A 4742-nucleotide genomic window follows, 5' to 3' on the forward strand; every position below is an offset into this window, starting at 1 on the left:
TCCCTTGCTTATCTCCCATTTGCGAATCCTCAAAAACGGGCAAAAAAAAAGCCCTGTTACTTGTAGAAAGTAAAGGGCGTTAATTTTTGTTAATCACCCCTTCTTAGGGACGCAATATATAAGGGTCTTAATTAAAGGAAGATGCCGTCTGATTTTTTCAGACGGCATCTTTTATTTCCTCGACCAACCGATTTAATCGCTCCCTACAAATAGCTTTATTTTTTAATTCGCACTCCCAAACGACAATCACTTTGAAACCAATCTTTTCCAGCTCGGTTTCATTTTTAATATCACGTTCGCGATTTTTTGTGATTTTTTCCAACCAAAAATCCATATTGCTTTTCGGGATATGTCCTTTATTACAAGAATGCCCGTGCCAAAAACAGCCGTGTATAAACACGACTGTTTTATATTTAGGCAAAACGATATCCGGTTTGCCTGCATAGCGCTTATCGTTTTTCCGATAACGGAAACCTTGGGAAAAAAGAAATTTCCTTACCAATACTTCCGGTTTGGTTTCTTTGCTATGGATTTTTGACATCACGAAGGAACGTTTGGATGGAGTGAAAATATCGGTCATAAAATTTAAGGCGATGTAGGTTTAGCTCGTTTTTTTGTTTGTTCCACTTTTCTCAATAAATATGAAACTAAGCTGATTAAATCCAAAGCATCCTTGTCATTAAAAATACTAGGAGATAAATTTGCTCTTAACTCATGTTGCACAGGATTTCTAAATCCAGTCCATGTTCCGCATGCAAGCTGTTCAAGACCATCTTCTAAATTTTGTTCCGCCTGCGTTTTGTTATTCGTTAATAGAAGCATAGATTTTTTACTCCCGAAGGCTTTTTCAATCAATTCTCTTCCGTCTATGCTATGAAGACCTGTCTGCTTCTGAACCTTATCTTCGAAAACTTTAACTGCCTCGATTGCAGCACTTAAATAATCCTTCTTTTCATTGTAAAAATCGTTACAGGCAGTATGCAAATCCTGATGCAAATGCCGCCAATGATAGTAAGGATATTCTGGAATAATACTATGTAAGGCAGAGATTACTTCCGCTTGTTCTTTATTTGTAAGCTCCGAATCTTCCAAACGATTCAAAATAACTTCTACCGGTTCTCTTTCCTTTTCTGGCAATTTGTTTTTCCAATTTTCGATATCAACTCCGCTTTCACCTTTCACTTCGTAATCTTTCTCTTTTTTTCTTCTTTTTCTCCAATCTTGCCCGATGGCTCAGACGATTTCCCCAAGGAAAACCCGTAATTTTGAAGTTTTAGGATGCTTCCAATCCAATGATGTCCTATCTGTAGCGATTAAATCTTCACCATCATTATCTATAAAATCAATACTTAACCATCCTGTCAGATAGGATTAGAAATGGCTGGATTCGCTATCAGTGAAAAACTCGGGCATATTTACCATTCTGCCGTTGGCAAACAAGGTAATACCTTTCATATTATTCTTTAAAGGTTTTTCCGTTGTAATGAACTTACCTTGTATTAATCCGCTGTATTCATACTGTTCGAATTTTGAAGATAACGATGAAATATTGGTTGCTAGATCCTGGTATTCCCATTCGAATTGTGGGGTAACAAGATTATATTTTAGGTTTCCGTCAATGATTCTTGGTTCCGAGCCGTTCAAGCTTACTTTGATTTTAAAATCCTGAGCCGGAAAATCAAATAAACGGGAAAGATGCCCCACATAATTATCTAACGGGTATCCTTGTTTTTTCGTCAGCTCGGTTAAAGTTATAGTTGTTCCGTTTTCGGTATTGGGTTTAACAGACTCTTTCTGAAACTCCGGTTGATAAATACGCTCACTTTTTTTAATCTCTGCATAATCCAAAGTAAAAGTAACCCGTTCGTTTCCTTGGATAGTAGAGATTTCGATTTTGTTGCCAAGCCTGAATAATGCCAATTTACCAAGACCTTTTTTACCCGTTGGAATTCTTCCGCACGGGGAGGCTTGTTTTTCTTCCCTTCTGTTCCGACCGATTCTCAAATAAAAATCATTGATTTCATCGAAGCTCATTCCTATGCCATTATCTTTAATAACGATTTTATGCTCCGGTTTATCGAATAACCTAACTTCCACTTCCGTAGCACATGCATCGTAGGCATTCGCTATCAACTCGGCAATCGCAGGAACAGTGTGCGAATACATCTTTACACCCAAATGTTCGATTACGGTTGGCTCGAAACTCATTTTCAATTTTTCTTCAGACATGTTTTCTCCTTTTCTAACATTCGATATTATCAACAATTGCCCTGCCTATTTTTTCCGCATACATCGGAGGAACGGCATTACCAATCAAACGGGCTATCTTGTCCCTACTGCCCGCTTTAAAGACATAGTTACGAGGGAACGATTGCAATGTTGCACCTTCTCGCAGGGATAACGCCCTATCTTCTTCAGGATGGGCAAACCGCCCGTTGGAAATGCTAAAGAATTTGGTCGTTATGGTAGGTGCGGGCTTATCCCACCATAGCCTACCGAACGTGTCTTTAAAACTATTGTCTTTTCCGATAAAACATTCCAGCTGTAATTCGGGAATATGCGCAAAAGCCAAACGGTTTCCTCCGTTTTTAGGTATCAAAGCCAATCGTTTCAAATTGATATCGGATAATCCCGCACAACTATGCATAAAATCCGTCTCGTCTTGATGTCCTGCCATAATTTTGGGAAAGCCGTTTTCCATTCCCAAAACATCGCGTACCGTAAGCCGTTTGCCCGAATACTTGACTGGTTCCAGCTTTTTTTGGTTATTCTGTTTGCAATTAACGTAAATCTTTTACGGCTTTGGGGAATTCCGTAATCAGCCGTATTGTGAATACCGAAATGGACGGTAAATCCTTTTTCTTCCAATAACTTTATGAAATTATCAAGCCCGCTTTCTTTCATTCTGCTCAGAATTCCCGGTACGTTCTCTACAACAACATATCCGGGATTGAAATATTCTACAAACCGCTGAAACTCCAAAAGCAAACTCTTGGATTTTTCCGATTTTCTTTTGTCTGTTTGAATAACACTCCAATATTGACAAGGACTACAACCTATAAGAATCAAATCATCATCATTCTTTTTTAAGCCGAGTTCTTTTTCCAAGGTTTCAGGCTGCAATTCAAAAATATCAGCCTGTATAAATTTGGCATTTATATTGGCTTCATATGTTTCTTTGCAGCTAAGTTCGTAATCTATCCCGGCTAAAACCTGAATACCGGCGGATTACATTCCATAGCTCATTCCGCCTCCGCCACAGAAAAAATCAACCGCCTTTAACTTACTGTTTTTCATTTCTATTTAAATAATTAGACTAGTGAGAACTAACTTTATATAACATATAATTTATTGCTTATCAAAAATAATTTGAGATTTTATTAAAATTCATGCATCTAAATAAGCAGAACTTAATTTCCTCCAAACGATCGGATATCTTCAAATGCACATTTCACAGAAAGGTCGTCTGAAACCCATTTTCAGACGACCTTTTTCCACTTCGCAAAACAAGAATTCCCACCCCTCTCCCCAAACATCGCCCAAACCAGTAAATTCCCCATATTTCAACAACTCCTTGGAAGCAAACCATGTCCCGTATCTACCTACCCCTCCTATTTCCGCCCCACATCGTCGAACGCGGCCTTTTGTATTTTCAGCAGGACAAGGTTCGCGATGTCCAAAAAATTTCCTTAGGGCGTTATCGGGCGAAGGTATTCGATTCGGAAAACTATTAGGCATGGTTGAAGCTGGATAGTGATTTGTACATTAAGGACGGGGCTGCGATTGCCCTTATGTCTAAAGGTGCAAACATGCCTTAAATTACTAAGCCTATAACGAATTGGAAACAAAATGCCGTCTGAAAACATCTTCAGACGGCATTATAAAATCTGTTCACCTTTTCAGATGAGTAATGTACACCCCTATACAATTTTTGCTACCATGCACCATAAATCCACGGCTAAAGATAATTGGGTTTATTCTTTTATCCAGAAACAATCCAGATACGGATCACGGGTCATAACTATAGGCTTAATATTACACGATTCTCATTCCATCAAGGCGGAAAACCGCACAAATACTGAAACACTATCGATCGATTTGTAAACAAGCCTACTTAAGTAACTTGCAGTCCTTATCATTTCCTTTAAAATAATCCAGCCCGTCACTACACGAACTGGCGGACTTCTTGCAAATAAAGGTTACTAGATTTTCATTCATCTTAATAATAAAAGGATTTTTATCTTTATCTATGGCTACCGCCTTCAACATGAATTTACTGTCTAAAGCCCCGCGCGCGATTCCATTCAAACGGATACAAAAGCCTTCTGCCTCTTTAATCGGCAAACTTGGCCATTTGGTAGATGTTTGTTTAAATCTCCCATTCTGCAGATAAAACTTTTCCATAAAATGTGCATTTTCTAACAAGGCTGCCCGCACTGCATTTATCTTTGCTTTCTCAACATAATTGCGATAGCTCGGATAAACAATTAAAGCAAGTACAGACAATATCAAGACCACTGATATTAATTCAACCAGCGTAAACCCCCGATTATCAGTCATTACTTTACTTCCAATAAGAACAGATTATTCAACATATTTCTTTGAACAGACTTACTATCCCATTCAGCAGTATGCATATTTCCCACTCTATTTTTTAACCGCAGGCAGCACCGGTTTGGCGGGGCCTTTTGGTGCGGGCGCGCCGACGGAAGCCTGGTCTTTCAGCTTCGCCAGCACCGCCG

General features: G+C 38.9%; 7 protein-coding genes. 1 reads left to right on the top strand and 6 read right to left on the bottom strand.

Annotation, left to right across the window (positions count from 1 at the left end):
- Positions 1-157: 157 nt before the first annotated feature.
- The 5 genes from DFR77_RS12210 to DFR77_RS12225 form a co-directional block, all read right to left on the bottom strand.
- On the bottom strand, positions 158-580 hold the full coding sequence (locus tag DFR77_RS12210) for a very short patch repair endonuclease (RefSeq protein ID WP_003691751.1): 423 nt from the start codon (positions 578-580) through the stop codon (positions 158-160).
- Positions 581-585: 5 nt separating this feature from the next.
- Positions 586-1182, bottom strand: a complete 597-nt coding sequence (locus tag DFR77_RS14290) for a TIGR02391 family protein (RefSeq protein WP_012503916.1) — start codon at positions 1180-1182, stop codon at positions 586-588.
- A 189-nt stretch (positions 1183-1371) separates the two neighbouring features.
- A complete protein-coding gene (locus DFR77_RS14295; protein WP_012503917.1) occupies positions 1372-2229 on the bottom strand; it encodes an ATP-binding protein in 858 nt (285 codons plus the stop codon).
- Positions 2230-2242: 13 nt separating this feature from the next.
- Positions 2243-2614, bottom strand: coding sequence for a DNA cytosine methyltransferase (locus DFR77_RS12220; RefSeq protein ID WP_012503918.1), 372 nt, complete (start codon positions 2612-2614; stop codon positions 2243-2245).
- Positions 2611-3219 (bottom strand): DNA cytosine methyltransferase, encoded by a 609-nt coding sequence (locus tag DFR77_RS12225; RefSeq protein ID WP_080229275.1) that lies wholly within the window; start codon positions 3217-3219, stop codon positions 2611-2613. Before DFR77_RS12225 ends, DFR77_RS12220 begins: the two co-directional genes overlap by 4 nt.
- A gap of 368 nt (positions 3220-3587) precedes the next feature.
- Here DFR77_RS12225 and DFR77_RS12230 point away from each other — a divergent pair, with 368 nt between their 5' ends.
- Positions 3588-3734 carry a hypothetical protein gene (locus DFR77_RS12230; RefSeq protein WP_003691757.1) on the top strand — a complete coding sequence of 49 codons (147 nt, stop codon included), beginning with the start codon at positions 3588-3590 and terminating at the stop codon, positions 3732-3734.
- Between the two features lie 376 nt (positions 3735-4110).
- Here DFR77_RS12230 and DFR77_RS12240 read toward each other — a convergent pair whose 3' ends face one another.
- Positions 4111-4560, bottom strand: coding sequence for a type IV pilin protein (locus tag DFR77_RS12240; RefSeq protein WP_002214937.1), 450 nt, complete (start codon positions 4558-4560; stop codon positions 4111-4113).
- Positions 4561-4742: the final 182 nt, after the last annotated feature.

This window comes from Neisseria gonorrhoeae (assembly GCF_003315235.1).
In the GTDB taxonomy this organism is placed as follows: domain Bacteria; phylum Pseudomonadota; class Gammaproteobacteria; order Burkholderiales; family Neisseriaceae; genus Neisseria; species Neisseria gonorrhoeae.